The organism is Anaerostipes sp. 494a (assembly GCF_001940315.1).
In the GTDB taxonomy this organism is placed as follows: Bacteria; Bacillota; Clostridia; order Lachnospirales; family Lachnospiraceae; genus Anaerostipes; species Anaerostipes faecalis.
The window spans coordinates 1,995,102-2,008,209 of sequence record NZ_MJIF01000001.1 but is presented as its reverse complement, the minus strand read 5'-3'; the positions used below and the strand labels follow the sequence as shown (position 1 = coordinate 2,008,209).

Annotated in this window: 16 protein-coding genes and 1 pseudogene; 6 read left to right on the top strand and 11 right to left on the bottom strand. The window is 36.8% G+C overall.

The features are described 5' to 3' along the window. Nucleotides 1-14 precede the first annotated feature (14 nt). The 7 genes from BHF70_RS10080 to acpP form a co-directional block, all read right to left on the bottom strand. Nucleotides 15-1,379, bottom strand: a complete 1,365-nt coding sequence (locus BHF70_RS10080) for an acetyl-CoA carboxylase biotin carboxylase subunit (RefSeq protein ID WP_075760101.1) — start codon at nucleotides 1,377-1,379, stop codon at nucleotides 15-17. A gap of 16 nt (nucleotides 1,380-1,395) precedes the next feature. Further along, nucleotides 1,396-1,818, bottom strand: a complete 423-nt coding sequence (gene fabZ, locus BHF70_RS10075; RefSeq protein ID WP_075760100.1) for a 3-hydroxyacyl-ACP dehydratase FabZ — start codon at nucleotides 1,816-1,818, stop codon at nucleotides 1,396-1,398. A 15-nt stretch (nucleotides 1,819-1,833) separates the two neighbouring features. Then, nucleotides 1,834-2,274: an acetyl-CoA carboxylase biotin carboxyl carrier protein gene (accB, locus tag BHF70_RS10070; protein ID WP_075760099.1), complete on the bottom strand. Its 441-nt coding sequence runs from the start codon at nucleotides 2,272-2,274 to the stop codon at nucleotides 1,834-1,836. Nucleotides 2,275-2,284: 10 nt separating this feature from the next. Continuing rightward, complete coding sequence (gene fabF / locus BHF70_RS10065) at nucleotides 2,285-3,529, bottom strand: beta-ketoacyl-ACP synthase II (protein ID WP_075760098.1); 1,245 nt, start codon at nucleotides 3,527-3,529, stop codon at nucleotides 2,285-2,287. Between the two features lie 11 nt (nucleotides 3,530-3,540). Next, nucleotides 3,541-4,281 (bottom strand): 3-oxoacyl-[acyl-carrier-protein] reductase, encoded by a 741-nt coding sequence (fabG, locus tag BHF70_RS10060; RefSeq protein WP_075760097.1) that lies wholly within the window; start codon nucleotides 4,279-4,281, stop codon nucleotides 3,541-3,543. Beyond that, nucleotides 4,275-5,201 carry an ACP S-malonyltransferase gene (fabD, locus tag BHF70_RS10055; protein ID WP_075760096.1) on the bottom strand — a complete coding sequence of 309 codons (927 nt, stop codon included), beginning with the start codon at nucleotides 5,199-5,201 and terminating at the stop codon, nucleotides 4,275-4,277. The genes fabG and fabD overlap by 7 nt, the downstream gene beginning before the upstream one ends. Nucleotides 5,202-5,300: 99 nt before the next feature. After that, entirely contained in the window at nucleotides 5,301-5,534 is a 234-nt protein-coding gene (gene acpP / locus BHF70_RS10050) for an acyl carrier protein (RefSeq protein ID WP_075760095.1), read from the bottom strand. Nucleotides 5,535-5,839: 305 nt separating this feature from the next. On the opposite strand from acpP, the gene BHF70_RS10045 reads away from it, so the two are divergent. The 5 genes and pseudogenes from BHF70_RS10045 (at nucleotide 5,840) to BHF70_RS12795 (ending at nucleotide 9,995) form a co-directional block, all read left to right on the top strand. Continuing rightward, nucleotides 5,840-6,799 (top strand): ABC transporter ATP-binding protein, encoded by a 960-nt coding sequence (locus BHF70_RS10045; RefSeq protein ID WP_075760094.1) that lies wholly within the window; start codon nucleotides 5,840-5,842, stop codon nucleotides 6,797-6,799. A 2-nt stretch (nucleotides 6,800-6,801) separates the two neighbouring features. After that, nucleotides 6,802-7,668 carry an ABC transporter permease gene (locus tag BHF70_RS10040; protein ID WP_075760093.1) on the top strand — a complete coding sequence of 289 codons (867 nt, stop codon included), beginning with the start codon at nucleotides 6,802-6,804 and terminating at the stop codon, nucleotides 7,666-7,668. Between the two features lie 12 nt (nucleotides 7,669-7,680). Then, the gene (locus BHF70_RS10035; protein ID WP_075760092.1) at nucleotides 7,681-9,093 is read left to right on the top strand and encodes a Gldg family protein; all 1,413 of its coding nucleotides are present in this window, start codon (nucleotides 7,681-7,683) and stop codon (nucleotides 9,091-9,093) included. Nucleotides 9,094-9,104: 11 nt separating this feature from the next. Further along, nucleotides 9,105-9,692: pseudogene (locus BHF70_RS10030) on the top strand (DUF4340 domain-containing protein); the annotation flags it as partial. Nucleotides 9,693-9,713: 21 nt separating this feature from the next. Further along, nucleotides 9,714-9,995, top strand: coding sequence for a DUF4340 domain-containing protein (locus BHF70_RS12795; RefSeq protein ID WP_278277229.1), 282 nt, complete (start codon nucleotides 9,714-9,716; stop codon nucleotides 9,993-9,995). A gap of 96 nt (nucleotides 9,996-10,091) precedes the next feature. Here the strand turns inward: BHF70_RS12795 and BHF70_RS10025 are convergent, their stop codons facing one another. Both BHF70_RS10025 and BHF70_RS10020 read right to left on the bottom strand, forming a co-directional pair. Beyond that, on the bottom strand, nucleotides 10,092-10,634 hold the full coding sequence (locus BHF70_RS10025; protein WP_075760091.1) for an NADH peroxidase: 543 nt from the start codon (nucleotides 10,632-10,634) through the stop codon (nucleotides 10,092-10,094). Between the two features lie 139 nt (nucleotides 10,635-10,773). Continuing rightward, entirely contained in the window at nucleotides 10,774-11,163 is a 390-nt protein-coding gene (locus BHF70_RS10020) for a Fur family transcriptional regulator (RefSeq protein WP_075760090.1), read from the bottom strand. 205 nt (nucleotides 11,164-11,368) lie between these two features. Between BHF70_RS10020 and trhA the strand changes: the two genes are divergently transcribed. After that, a complete protein-coding gene (gene trhA / locus BHF70_RS10015) occupies nucleotides 11,369-12,013 on the top strand; it encodes a PAQR family membrane homeostasis protein TrhA (RefSeq protein ID WP_075760089.1) in 645 nt (214 codons plus the stop codon). A 4-nt stretch (nucleotides 12,014-12,017) separates the two neighbouring features. Here the strand turns inward: trhA and BHF70_RS10010 are convergent, their stop codons facing one another. Together BHF70_RS10010 and BHF70_RS10005 are read right to left on the bottom strand one after the other, a co-directional pair. Beyond that, entirely contained in the window at nucleotides 12,018-12,281 is a 264-nt protein-coding gene (locus tag BHF70_RS10010; protein WP_075760587.1) for a GIY-YIG nuclease family protein, read from the bottom strand. 102 nt (nucleotides 12,282-12,383) lie between these two features. Continuing rightward, nucleotides 12,384-13,073 (bottom strand): M23 family metallopeptidase, encoded by a 690-nt coding sequence (locus BHF70_RS10005; protein ID WP_230973642.1) that lies wholly within the window; start codon nucleotides 13,071-13,073, stop codon nucleotides 12,384-12,386. Nucleotides 13,074-13,108: the final 35 nt, after the last annotated feature.

Genomic DNA, 13,108 nt, shown 5'->3' with positions numbered 1-13,108 from the left:
TGGCTTTCCTTGCTCTAGTTCTCAGCATTTTCTTCCAGTGATTTCTGGAATCTCTCAATAAATCCTGTATCAACATTACCTTCTAGAAAATCTTTATTATTAATGATCTCATACTGGTAATCAATATTTGTCTTGATTCCTTCAAGAACCAGCTCACCCAATGCATTTCGAAGTTTTCTTAATGCCAGTTCCCTGTTCTTATCATATACGATCAATTTAGCCACCATAGAATCATAATATGGCGGAATTTCATACCCTGAAAACAGTGCTGAATCAATTCGTACACCTTTTCCACCTGGAAAATGAACATTTGTTACAGTTCCAGGACTTGGACGGAAATTATGCTCTGTATCTTCCGCATTGATTCGAACCTCAATGGCATGTCCGCGAACCTGGATTTCATCCTGACTGTAGGTCAGATGCTGACCTGCTGCAATACGGATCTGCTCACGGATAAGATCAATTCCTGTTACCCACTCTGTAACAGGATGCTCAACCTGTATTCTTGTATTCATTTCAATAAAGTAGAATTCTCCATGCTTATCCTTGAGAAATTCAATAGTACCAGCACTGTAATATCCTGCTGCCTTTGCAGCACGCACTGCTACTTCTCCCATTTTTTCTCTCAGCTGAGCATCAATTGCAGGTGATGGTGATTCTTCAATCAGTTTCTGATGTCTTCTCTGAATGGAACAGTCACGTTCACCTAAATGGACAACATCACCGAATTTGTCTGCAAGAATCTGAAATTCAATATGTCTTGGATCCTCAATATATTTTTCAATATACATGGTTCCATCAGCAAAAGCATTTTCCGCTTCAAGTTTGGCTGTTTCAAATGTATGTACAAATTCTTCTGAAGAATAGCACACACGCATTCCTTTTCCGCCACCTCCGGCAGAAGCTTTTATCATAACAGGATATCCCATATCATCAGCAATTTTCTGTCCTTCTTCTGCTTCATATACCGCATCTTTTGTTCCCGGAACGACTGGAACTCCTGCATCCATCATAGTCTTTCTTGCAGCTGACTTATTTCCCATTTTATCGATAATTTCAGCTGATGGTCCTATAAATGTTATATTACATTTCTCACACATTCTGACAAATTTACTGTTTTCAGATAAAAATCCGAATCCAGGATGAATTGCATCAGCACCAACTGCCATCGCTGCACCAACAACTCTTTCCATATCAAGATAGCTTTCTTTTGCCGGTGCTGGCCCGATACATACAGTTTCATCAGCAAGCTGTGCATGTAATGCATCTTTATCTGCTTCTGAACAAATCGCTACAGACATAATATCCATTTCACGGCACGCACGGATAATACGAACAGCAATTTCTCCTCTGTTTGCAATTAATATCTTCTTAAACATTAAGATACACCCTCTCTTATCCAATCATAAATGTGATTTCACCAGATGCAACAACTTTTCCGTCAACCTTTGCTGTCCCTTTTCCAACACCAACAGGTCCTTTTATCTTAACCATTTCAACTTCCAGTGTCAGCACATCTCCCGGTACTACTTTTCCACGGAATTTTGCTTTGTTGACTCCCCCAAGGAAAGCTATTTTCCCTTTATTTTCTTCTGCTGAAAGTGCACATACTGCTCCTGCCTGTGCCAGTGCTTCAATAATCAGAACTCCCGGCATTACGGGTTCCTGAGGAAAATGACCAGTAAAAAATGGTTCATTATAGCTGACACATTTTTTAGCAACAATACGTTTCCCTACTTCCATTTCTTCCACACGATCCACAAGCAAAAACGGACTTCTGTGAGGAATAATGCTCATTATTTCTTTAATATCCAACATATAAAGCCACCCTTTCTATTGAATCACAACCAGCGGCTGTCCATATTCAACCATTTCACCGTTTTCAACAAGAATTGCTGCAACAGTTCCATCAAATTCACTTTCCACTTCATTCATCAGTTTCATTGCTTCTACGATTCCGATAACCTGACCTTTCTTTACAGTATCTCCAACAGATACGAAAGGTTCTGCTCCTTCAGAAGGTGCAGCGTAGAAAGTCCCCACCAATGGAGCCTTCACTTCATTTCCTTCAATCTTTGTATCGTTCTGATCTGATTCTGGTGCTGCTGGAACTGCAGCCGGTGCAGCAGCTGGTGCAGGAATTGCTTCTGCAGTAACAACTTTCGCTTCATTTTTAGCAATTCTAATAGAAAAATCGTCATTTTCATATTCAAATTCATCAACATTAGCTTCTGATACTGCCTGGATCAGTTCTTTCATTTCTTCGATTTTCATACAAATCCTCCTAACCCTCATACTTCTTTACAAGAAGTGTTGCATTATGACCACCAAATCCAAGAGAATTACTTAAAACATAATTCACCTTACGATCTGTAACCGGTTCTAATGTATAATCCAGATCACACTCTTCATCTGGAACTTTTAATCCAACTGTTGGATGAATATAATCCTCTTCAATAGATTTTACACATGTAATAAATTCAATGGCTCCTGCTGCTCCAAGTCCATGTCCGATCATAGATTTTGTAGAGCTGATCTTCACTTCATAAGCATGATCTCCTAAAGCCTTTTTAATTGCCATTGTCTCAAAAAGGTCATTTGCATGAGTACTTGTTCCGTGTGCATTGATATAATCGATCTCTTCTGGTTTTACACCGGCTTCTTTCATGGCAAATTCCATTGCTCTTGCAGCTCCTTCACCATCTTCTGCTGGCGAAGTAATATGATAAGCGTCACTTGTAGCACCGTATCCTACAACTTCCGCAAGGATTTCAGCACCTCTTGCCTGTGCATGCTCTAAACTTTCCAGTACAACGATTCCTGCACCTTCTCCAATAACAAATCCATCACGTTCTTTATCAAAAGGAATAGATGCTCTTTCAGGATCGTCAGAACCACTTAATGCTGTCAGTGCAGCAAATCCTCCAACTGCTACAGGTGTAATCGCTGCTTCTGTTCCTCCGGCAACCATTACATCGGCTTCTCCCACCTGAATAGAACGATATGCTTCTCCAATAGACTGAGTTCCTGTTGCACATGCTGTCACAACATTGATACTTTTGCCTTTAAGTCCAAATGTCAGAGAAACATTTCCTGCTGCCATATTTGAAATCATCATTGGTACTACCAGTGGTTTTACTCTATTTGGTCCTTTTGTCTCCAGAGTTTTTGTTGTCTGTTCCACTGTCTGGATACTTCCTGTTCCTGATCCGACAGATACACCGATTCTTGTTGCATCTTCTTTTTCCAGATCAAGTCCTGCATCTTCGATTGCTTCTTTTGTAGCCGCAACAGCATACTGTGAAAATAATTCCATACGTCTTGCTGCTTTTCGATCCATATATTCTTTTGGATCAAAATCTTTTACTTCTGCCGCCAGATGAGACTTATATTCGCTAGCATCAAAATGTGTAATTGGAGCAAACCCGATTTTCTGTTCCTTGATACCGCTCCAGAAATCTTTTACACTATTTCCCAACGGAGTAATAGCTCCCATACCGGTAACGACAACTCTTTTCATTTCTTTCATGTCTTTCTCCTTTACATTCCCATTCCGCCATCTACGCTGATGGTCTGTCCAGTAATATATGCAGCTTTGTCAGATGCCAGAAATGCAACTGTCTCTGCAATGTCTTTTGTCTGTCCCATTCTCTTCAATGGAATTGTACTTAAAATACTATCTTTCACTTCATCCGGTAAAACTTCTGTCATTTCTGTCTGAATATATCCTGGAGCTATTGCATTTACTGTAATTCCACGAGAGCCAAGTTCTCTTGCAAGAGATTTTGTCATACCGATAATTCCCGCTTTAGATGCACAGTAATTAACCTGACCTGCATTTCCCATAACTCCTGAGACAGAAGACATGTTAATAATGTGTCCATATTTTTGTTTCAGCATAATTCTTGAAACGTGTTTCATACAGTTAAAAGCACCTTTCAAATTGACCTCAATTACTTTATCAAATTCTTCTTCGCTCATTTTAAGAATCAGATTATCTTTTGTAATACCGGCATTATTCACAAGAATATCAACAGATCCGAATTCTTTCTTTACAGAAGTCATCATTTCTTTTGCTACATTAAAATCAGACACATCTCCCTGATATGCCTTTGCTGTTCCGCCTGCGGATGTTATTTCCTCTACCACAGCCTCAGCCTTATCCTTAGATCCGCAATAATTCACGATTACGGTTGCTCCATATCCTGCCAGAGTTAATGCAACTTCTTTTCCAATTCCGCGACTTGCTCCAGTTACAACTGCAATTTTTCCTTTTAACATTCCAAGATCTCCTTTACCTTTTCCAAATCTTCAACTTTTGCAATATTGATTGATTTTACATTACGATTTATTTTTCGCATGAATCCGCATAAAGTTTTTCCTGGTCCTATTTCAATAAATGTATCTGCTCCATCCTGGATCATCTTTTCTATAGATTGTTCCCATCGAACAGAAGAATAAACCTGTTTTCCTAACAGCTCTTTCACATCATCTTTTGATGTTACAAATTCCGCTGTTGTATTGGATACATATGGAACTTCCGGATCACACACTTCCACATCAGCCAGTACTTCCAGAAGTTTTTCCCCTGCTGGCTGAAGCATTGGTGAATGGAATGGTCCGCTGACTTTCAGCGGTAAAACACGTTTGGCACCTGCCTCTTTTAATGCTTCTCCCGCTTTGGCAACAGCTGATGTCTCTCCTGATATAACAATTTGTCCAGGGCAATTATAGTTTGCAATTGTCACAATTCCTTCAACACCTGGTAAAACCGCCTCAATCTCCTCTTTTTTCATTCCAAGAACTGCAGACATGGCTCCCTCTCCTGCCGGAACTGTATCCTGCATAAGAATTCCTCTCTGGCGTACAACTTTCACAGCATCTTCAAAGCTCATAACTTTACTGGCAACCAAGGCACAATATTCTCCAAGACTCAAACCAGCTGTCATGTCCGGTTTCAGCCCCATCTCTTCCAGTTTCTTTAAGATAGCCACACTGGATGTAACCATAGCTGCCTGTGTAAATTCCGTAATATTGATATCTTCATTTTCTTCAAAACATAATTTCTTTACATCAATATCCAAAACTTCATTGGCTTTTTCAAATACTTCCTTGCTGCAGGAAAAAGAATCATAAAAATCTTTTCCCATTCCCACATACTGCGCTCCCTGTCCAGGAAACATAAATACGATTTTACCCATAATCTCACCTCGCCAATTTGCAAATTATTTTGACTTTCAAAATATCGACTTCAAAAAATTGACTTATAACGCAAAGTTATAAGTCAATTCATCAAAATATTAATCTTCTACACCTTTGTCTTTTAAGTAGTTAATTACATCTTCTACAGTATTCAGTTCTGCAAGATCATCAGATGGAATTTCTACATCATATTCTTCTTCTAAAGCCATTACCAATTCAAATAAGTCTAATGAATCAGCTCCAAGGTCATCTTTGAAAGATGCTTCTAATGTAACTTCACTTTCATTCACACTTAACTGTTCTGCAATGATTTCTTTCATCTTTTCTAACATAATCATTCTCCTTCATACAACATAATTAGTTTGATTCTCAAAGTATACCTTTTTCTGCTACTACTTGTCAAGTTTTCTAGCTATATTACTTCTATATTATACGAAACAATATTAAAATATGCAAGTCTATCCAAGAGTACATTTCCAGTATTTTCATCAACATTTTTAAATATTTTTCGTCATGGAATTCAATGGCGGATATCTTTTCTTAAGGGTTCACAAAATTATCATATTTTTATCACATTTTCTTTTATTTTTACATTTAAAGTAAGAACGAACTAAGCTAATTTTAAGGAGGTAGTATTTTGATAGAAGTAAAACATCTTGTAAAGAAATATGGCAGCCATCTTGCTTTAAATGATCTGTCATTTACAATTGACAAAGGAAAAATATACGGATTCCTTGGTCCTAATGGAGCCGGAAAATCTACAACTATGAATATAATGACAGGATATATTGGAGCAGACAGTGGAGAAGTACTGATTAACGGACATAGTATTTTGGATGAGCCTGAGATATCTAAAAAATCCATTGGCTATCTTCCAGAAATTCCTCCATTGTATCCTGATATGACAGTTATGGAATATCTTTCTTTTGTTGCAGAATTAAAAAAGATTCCTAAAACCGATAGAAAAGAACATATCAAAAAAGTCTGCAGCATGATTAAGCTTGATGATGTATCCCGCCGTCTGATTGGAAATCTATCCAAAGGTTACAAACAAAGGACAGGGCTTGCCGGAGCAATTATCGGATTCCCGGATATTATTATCTTAGATGAACCAACAGTAGGTCTTGACCCAAAACAAATCATTGAAATCCGGAAATTAATTCGTGAACTGTCAAAAAATCATACAGTAATACTTAGTTCTCACATTCTTGCTGAAGTACAGGAAATTTGTGATTACGTACTAATTATATCAAAAGGTCAACTTGCTGCCAGCGGTACACCTGATCAGCTGGAAGAACTCTCCCATGGAAAGGATTCTATTGAACTTACCATAAAAGCAGACGCTGAAATCATTCAGTCAACTTTTGACACGATTTCCGGCATTCATACTGTTTCCTGGACAGGGCAAAAAGAAAACTCATGTGATCTTATAATCGAGCCAAAAGAAAATGCTGAAACTCTATGTGAAAATATTTCTGTTGCTTTTGCATCAAAGGGAATTCCTATTACAAAAATCAACATTCTAAAGGCTTCTCTGGAGGATATTTTCCTTGAATTAACGGATCAGAGTCCAGAAGAAAAGAAAGGAGATAAATAAAAATGAAAGCAATCTATAAAAGAGAACTTCGCTCCTATTTTACATCTATGACAGGCTGTGTTTTTGCTGCCTTTGTAACTATTATTGGAGGAGTTTATTTCATGGTCTATAACTTAAACAGCGGTTATCCATTCTTCTCATATTCACTTTCCGGTGTTATTTTTGCGCTTTTGATTTGCGTGCCAATGCTGTCAATGAAATGTTTTGCAGAAGAGCGGAAACATAAAACAGAACAATTATGGCTTACTTCTCCTGTTTCACTGACAGAAGTCATCCTGGGAAAATATTTTGCAATGATATCAGTCTTCGGAATTCCTTGTCTGATTTTCTGCCTTTTCCCAATCATAATAAAATTACAGGGAAACGCTCATCTTCTGGTTGATTATTCATCTATTCTGGCATTTTTCCTGCTTGGATGTGTCTATTTTGCCATTGGAATGTTTCTTTCTTCGTTAACAGAAAGCCTGATTATTGCAGCTGTCAGCACATGTGGCGTATTATTTTTCTTATATATGATGGATAATCTTCTTGCATATGTGCCAACCAGCGCCCTCAGCGGGTTAATTATTATTCTAATTCTGATAACCATTATTGCCGGTATTGTTTATTACATTACAAAAAATCCTGTAATTGCCGGCGGAATTGAAGCAATAGGACTGATTGCTGGAATTGGTATTTATATTGCAAAGTCAACACTTTATGAAAATCTGATTTCCAATACATTGGAACATCTTGTTTTAACAGATGTTTTTTATAACTTTGCACAAAATTATATTTTTGATATTAGCGGACTTTTCTATTACATTTCCATCATAATCTTTTTTGTATTCTTAACCATACAAAGTTTTCAGAAGAGACGATGGAGTTAGGAGGAATATGACATGGATAAACTAAAAAAATTATTTCAAACCAACGGTTCCCGTAAAGGATCCTATAGCATTCTTTTAAGTGTCATTGTTTTCGGAATCCTTCTAGTAGTAAACCTGCTGATAGGTCAGTTACCAGAAAAAATCAGAAAAATTGATATCAGTGACACGAATATTTATGAAATTTCATCAAAAAGCCGCAAGCTGGTGAAAAATCTGGATAGTAATATAATATTTTATATTATTGCAGAAAAGGATAATACAGATGACAGAATCAAGACATTTGTAAACAAATATGCTGGAATGTCCGAAAAAATCAAAGTACAATGGATCGACCCGGTTCTTCATCCATCTGCACTGACTAAGTATAACACTGAAGAAAACAGCATTGTCGTCTCTTGTTCCAAAACTGACCGACAGCTTTCCATCTCATTTGATGATATTCTTGTATCTGATGCATCATACTATGGTACTTCTTCTTCCGCATCCTCCTTTGATGGTGATGGGCAGCTGACCAGTGCTGTAAATTATGTAACAAATACAAAAGAATATAAGGCATACTATACTTCCGGACATGGTGAGTCATCTCTTTCTTCATCCGTCTCCAGCTTGTTGGAAAAATCCAGGATCAAAACTTCTGAGTTAAACCTTTTATCCGCTTCTTCCATTCCTGAAGATTGTGATCTTCTGATTTTAAATGGTTTAACCAGTGATTTAACAAAAGATGAAACAACTGTCCTGTCTAAATACCTGAAAAATGGTGGAAAAGTTGTTACCCTCATGGCGTATACTGACAAAGATATGGATAATCTGTATGGTTTACTGGAAGACTATGGACTTAAGGTAGCCGATGGATATATTGCCGATACAGAACGTTGCTATCAGGGAAACTACTATTATCTGGTTCCAAACCTTTCCGTAAGCGGTGACATGGCATCCGGTATCAGCTCAGCTTCCGTTCTGATGATTAACTCCAAAGGAATGACCCAGACAGACCCTGCACGTGATACAATTACCACAGAATCTTTTATGACAACATCCGAAAACGGCTATGCTATTACAGAAGATAATCAGAAACAGGGCTCATATATTCTAGGAGCTACTGCCACGGAATCTGTTACTGTTAAAAACAGTAACGGAAAAAAAGTTGAAGCAGAAAGCCGCTTGACTGTATTTGGAAGTAACATGCTTATTGACGAACAGGTCACCAGCTCTTTTTCATCTCTGGAAAACCTGACATTATTTACAAATGCCGTAACCGGAAATCTTGATAATGCTGATAATATTTCAATTTCTCCTAAAAGCCTGGAAGTATCTTATAATTCCATTGCCCATCCAGGACCTTTTAGTATTCTTATCATCTTTATCATTCCGCTTGCACTGATCGTTGGTGGATTCGTTGTATGGTTTAGACGACGCAGAAGATAAGGAGGCAGCTAATGAATAGAAAACGAACATTATCCATTTTAATTCTGGTATTTGCAGGGCTTCTTGCCCTCTATACCGGAATCAGCATTTATCAGAAACATTCATCTGAAAAAAAAGAATCTGAAAATATCATATGGATTAAAAAGCTGTCTTCATTGACATCCATTTCTTATAATAATGGCGAAAATCTAAGCTTTGTTAAAGAAAATGGAACCTGGTATTATACATCAAACAAAGAATACCCCATCGTTCAATCTTATTTAAAAGAGCTTGCATCTCAATTTCAAAATGTAGAGGCTGTAAGAGAATTAAAAGATGGTGACAGTCTTTCTAATTATGGATTAGATCAGCCTTCCTATACTATAAAAGTAGAGGATAAAAACGGTGCACAAGCAACCTATTAAATCGGCAATGCTACAGGAGAAAACTATTACTTCACCGTTGATGATAAATCTAAAATTTACACTGTTTCTTCTAATATATTGTCAAATCTTTCCTCTTCTTTAAATGATATGATTGAAACAGACACTTTCCCTTCTTTAAGTACTGGAAACCTTACGAAAGTTGTTGTCAACAATAATGGCAAAAAAACAACCTATACTTCCAGCTCAAAGAACGGTCTGGACAGCATTGCCGGAGGCCTTGGAGTTTTTACATTTGGAGACTGTCAGGATTACTCTGCCAGCGGCAATGAACTTTCTAAGTATGGATTAGATGCAGCTTCGCGTATATCTGTAGAAATTTCTTATAAAGATACAGATACCAGCAAAAAGAAAAACCTGACACTTTATATTGGAAAAAACGATAAAGACAAAAAGAATTACTATGTAAAATTGAAGGATTCCAAAATGCTCTATCTAAGCGATGCAGATGTAGTGAAAAATATATTGAATCCTGAATAATTTATGTAAACACTCGTATAGAAAAAATAAGGGTATGTCAGATTTCTCTGACATACCCTGAATTTTTTAAAAATATTGATTTTACAAGGTTTCTGATTAACCGAAGTATCTCTTAAGCAGTCCTTCGAAAGCTTTTCCGTGACGTGCTTCGTCTCTTGCCATTTCATGTACTGTGTCATGGATTGCATCTAAGTTTGCTTCTTTTGCACGTTTTGCAAGATCAAATTTTCCTGCTGTTGCCCCGTTTTCTGCATCTACACGCATTTCCAGGTTTTTCTTTGTGCTGTCTGTTACTACTTCTCCAAGTAATTCTGCGAATTTTGCTGCATGTTCTGCTTCTTCATATGCTGCTTTTTCCCAGTATAATCCAATTTCAGGATATCCTTCTCTGTGTGCTACTCTTGCCATTGCAAGGTACATTCCTACTTCTGAACATTCTCCTTCAAAGTTTGCTCTTAAGTCTGCAATGATATCTTCGCTTACTCCTTTTGCTACTCCTACTACATGTTCAGCTGCCCATTCTCTTTCTCCAACCTGTTCTTTAAATTTATCAGCTGGTACTCCACATACTGGACATTTTTCAGGTGCCTGATCTCCTTCATGAACATATCCACATACTGTACAAACCCATTTTGCCATAATGTTATTCTCCTTTTCTTTTTATCATAATTAATTAGTATTCTTTTGTTAATAACAGTAATTATTACTGCTTTTCTGTTTTAAGCATATCATTGCTTCAAACACTTGTCAATAATTTTTTGATTTTTTTTCTCAAAACTTAATTCTGACATTTTTCGCAGATTCCTTTAAAATAAGTAACACATTCGTCTATCTGACCTGAAAATTTTTCATCTACCAGTTCTTTGATTTGACGTTCTATGGAATCCATCTCCACATCTATCACTGCTCCACATTTCTTACATATAAAATGATAATGAGGCTTTGTCTGAGCATCGTAACGATCTGCTCCATCTTCATAGCTTATCTTTAAAATTTCTCCTCGTTCTGAAAGTAGTGCCAAATTCCTATATACTGTTCCTAAGCTAATATTAGGAAACTCTTTCTTAATATTCATGTATATGATATCAGCAGTCGGATGGTCTTTACGATTCATCAAAAATGCAACGATAGCATCTCTTTGTTTGCTTCTTTTTATTGCTGGCTGCATAGGCTGCTCCTTTCATAATAATAATTATTACTGTTTTTATTTTAATAAAAAAGTTCTGTTTTGTCAATATGGAACCTGGTTAATTGCTATATTTAAAAAAATCCTTGCTTTTAAAAAGAAATAGGTTTAGTATTATAGGAAAGCTCATGTAGTATTTAATACTACATATAATATTTAAGAGTACTATTTTATGGAGGTGTTTTTCATGCAGAACAAACTAAAAGATCCTGGCAGTGCCATTACTCATTTTATCGGAATGATTTTGGCTGCTATTGTTTCTGTCCCATTAATTATAAAAAATCTTTTTACAGGTGATTATATTCGAATTATTTCACTGGTTATTTTTACTTTAAGTATGATTGGACTCTATGGTGCCAGTACTGCTTATCATTCCTTTAACATTTCTGAAAAAATTAATAAACGATTGAAGCGACTTGATCATGCTATGATTTTTGTATTGATTGCTGGTTCCTATACTCCGATCTGTACCATTGCTCTTGGAGGCCGCCTTGGTTATGGTCTGTTAACTGTTATATGGTTTATTGCTCTTTTAGGAATTATTTTTAAAATGTTTTGGGTAGGATGCCCAAAATGGCTTTCGTCTGTTATGTATATTGCCATGGGATGGCTTTGTATTATTGCCATCGCACCAATTATTCACAGCCTTTCACATGCCTCTTTCGGCTGGCTTCTTGCCGGTGGAATCATATATACCATTGGTGGAGTTATTTATGCATTAAAGATTCCATGGTTTGAAAATCACTGGAAAAATTTTGGTTTACACGAAATTTTTCATTTATTTGTTATGGGTGGAAGTGCCTGCCATATGATTGTAATGTTTCTTCTATAATTAATTACTTTTCTTTCTCCTGCTGATATTCTTGTATCAGCAGGAGTTTTTCCTTTCTCTTAAGTTTTTTTATAGCTGCTTCTCTTTTCATAGCTTCCTCTCTGGTTGAAAATTTTTCCAGATAAATAAGCTTAACCGGTCTTCTTCCCCTTGTATACTTAGCTCCTTTTCCCTGATTGTGCATTTCTAATCGCCGTTCTATATCATTTGTCCATCCAGTATAAAGACTCCCGTCCTTACATCGTACTATATATGTATAATTTTCCATTCCATTTCCTCCTGCCAGAAAAAGAAAAAACCGCCAGCTTACCGGCGGCTTTTCCTGCTCTGTCATTTTATTAACCAAATAGATTTCTTCTTTATACAAATCTTATTCCAAATATTTTCCCGGGTCAACCGGCTTTTTATCTTTTTCCATCTGAAAATATAAGTTTGTTCCTTCTAGAGTATAATAATCTGTCGGGAGCGCAACTTTTCCAATAATTTGCCCTGTCTCAACTGTATCTCCCTGTTTTACCTGAAGATCTTTTAATTGACCATATAAAGCTGTATATCCGTTTCCCAAATCCAATAATACTGTCTGACCATATTCTGCTGTTTTCCCTATTTCTGCCACTTTTGCCTGTTTCACTGCTTTTACATTGTCTCCTTGTTTTGCTTCGATCAAAATTCCTTTACTGATTCGATATTGATCCAAGGATTCAAAATAAATTGTAGCATCAACACTAAATGGCAAAATAATATTTCCCGTTAAAGGCCAGGATAGTTTCGTTTTCCCATTATAGGAAACTGTCTGCTGCATAGTTTCTGTAGTTTTTGTTTTTTCTTTTTTTTCATCTGTAACAGAGGATGACGTTGTCACTTCTGTTGTTCCTTGAGTTGCGCTATTGTCCACATCCACTGACTGATCCAGTTTCACTTCCTGCTTAGCCAGTTCTCTCTTGTTTTTAAACTGGACGCTGTAATACGCCATAACTCCCAAAAATAAAACAAAAACTGCTACCATAGCCTTGTAATATTTACGCAGCGGCAATGGATTATCTTTGTTCATCTTCTTCATTTTCATCACCTCAAAAATAGTTTTGCCTATTCTTT

Bases quoted from the DNA above. Each gene is read 5' to 3' on its own strand.
- trhA (WP_075760089.1), top strand. From the start codon at position 11,369: ATGCAGAACAAACTAAAAGATCCTGGCAGTGCCATTACTCATTTTATC.
- BHF70_RS10005 (WP_230973642.1), bottom strand. From the start codon at position 13,073: ATGAAGAAGATGAACAAAGATAATCCATTGCCGCTGCGTAAATATTAC.
- acpP (WP_075760095.1), bottom strand. From the start codon at position 5,534: ATGTTAGAAAAGATGAAAGAAATCATTGCAGAACAGTTAAGTGTGAAT.
- BHF70_RS10025 (WP_075760091.1), bottom strand. From the start codon at position 10,634: ATGGCAAAATGGGTTTGTACAGTATGTGGATATGTTCATGAAGGAGAT.
- fabZ (WP_075760100.1), bottom strand. From the start codon at position 1,818: ATGTTGGATATTAAAGAAATAATGAGCATTATTCCTCACAGAAGTCCG.
- accB (WP_075760099.1), bottom strand. From the start codon at position 2,274: ATGAAAATCGAAGAAATGAAAGAACTGATCCAGGCAGTATCAGAAGCT.
- BHF70_RS10020 (WP_075760090.1), bottom strand. From the start codon at position 11,163: ATGCAGCCAGCAATAAAAAGAAGCAAACAAAGAGATGCTATCGTTGCA.
- BHF70_RS10080 (WP_075760101.1), bottom strand. From the start codon at position 1,379: ATGTTTAAGAAGATATTAATTGCAAACAGAGGAGAAATTGCTGTTCGT.
- BHF70_RS10035 (WP_075760092.1), top strand. From the start codon at position 7,681: ATGGATAAACTAAAAAAATTATTTCAAACCAACGGTTCCCGTAAAGGA.
- fabG (WP_075760097.1), bottom strand. From the start codon at position 4,281: ATGTTAAAAGGAAAAATTGCAGTTGTAACTGGAGCAAGTCGCGGAATT.
- BHF70_RS10040 (WP_075760093.1), top strand. From the start codon at position 6,802: ATGAAAGCAATCTATAAAAGAGAACTTCGCTCCTATTTTACATCTATG.
- fabD (WP_075760096.1), bottom strand. From the start codon at position 5,201: ATGGGTAAAATCGTATTTATGTTTCCTGGACAGGGAGCGCAGTATGTG.
- BHF70_RS10010 (WP_075760587.1), bottom strand. From the start codon at position 12,281: ATGGAAAATTATACATATATAGTACGATGTAAGGACGGGAGTCTTTAT.
- fabF (WP_075760098.1), bottom strand. From the start codon at position 3,529: ATGAAAGAAATGAAAAGAGTTGTCGTTACCGGTATGGGAGCTATTACT.